The sequence below is a fragment of the Variovorax sp. P4_D9 genome, from assembly GCF_056401695.1.
The window spans coordinates 1-907 of sequence record NZ_JBFUIU010001605.1; the positions used below are offsets into that span (position 1 = coordinate 1).

The window sequence follows — 907 nt, forward strand, 5'->3', positions numbered from 1 at the left end:
CAAGTGCCGCCTGTCTTGCGCGCCGAGATCGAGCGCGAGAGCGCGCGGCTGGCATTGGTCAAGCAGCAGGTGAAGGCGATGGAAGCCGAGCGGCGCCAAGAACTTGCCGATGGCAAGCAGCCGCTGGTGGCGCAACTGGTCCTGTTGCGCGCCATCGGACCGAAAGGCGCTTGGGTGTTGGTCAAGGAGCTGTTTGGCTGGCGGCGCTTCGCCAACCGGCGCGAGCTGGCCGGCTGCGTGGGGTTGGCACCTACGCCCTATGCCAGCGGCGACAGCCAGATCGAGCAAGGCATCAGCAAGGCCGGCAACAAGCGAGCGCGCGCGTTGCTGGTCGAACTCGCCTGGTGCTGGCTTCGCCTGCAGCCCGATAGCGCGCTGACGCAGTGGTTCAACCGGCGCTTCGCTGGTGGGGGCAAGCGCATGCGTCGCGTAGGCATCATCGCCTTGGCGAGAAAACTGGCGATCGCCTTGTGGCGCTATCTGCAGAACGGCGAGATTCCAGCCGGGGCGACTCTCAAGCCAGCCACCGCTTGAGGCACTGCCAGCCCTCGCACTGAAGCACAGCTTGCCAAGGAACGCATCATCATGATCAAAGGTCGACGCGCCCGAAACGACCGCGGGTCACTGCACAGAAGTGACCGGTGCAAAAGAAGGGGCGCGTCGGTAACCGGGGTTTGCCAGTGCGCTTCACGCGCATGCAGCATGAGGTGCAGGGCTTGCACGCCCTGCACGGATAGAAGTTCGTCCGGGCACTGGCTCGAACCACTGCTGTCCAAGACAGGCGAATCCGGCGGATGACATGCTGAACTGACGCGGGTTCCGGACGGCTTGTGTGTGGATTTCAGGATCGTGCCCCCATGGGTGCTGTCCAACATCAAGTGAATGCGAATGCGCCCTGGGGTGATTC

1 protein-coding gene is annotated in these 907 nt (G+C 63.9%); it reads left to right on the forward strand.

What is annotated here, in order from left to right; translation table 11 throughout:
• Nucleotides 1-534: transposase (locus tag AC1DY5_RS57210; RefSeq protein ID WP_478122971.1), on the forward strand; the 534-nt coding region annotated here is incomplete at its 5' end.
• Nucleotides 535-907 lie beyond the last annotated feature (373 nt).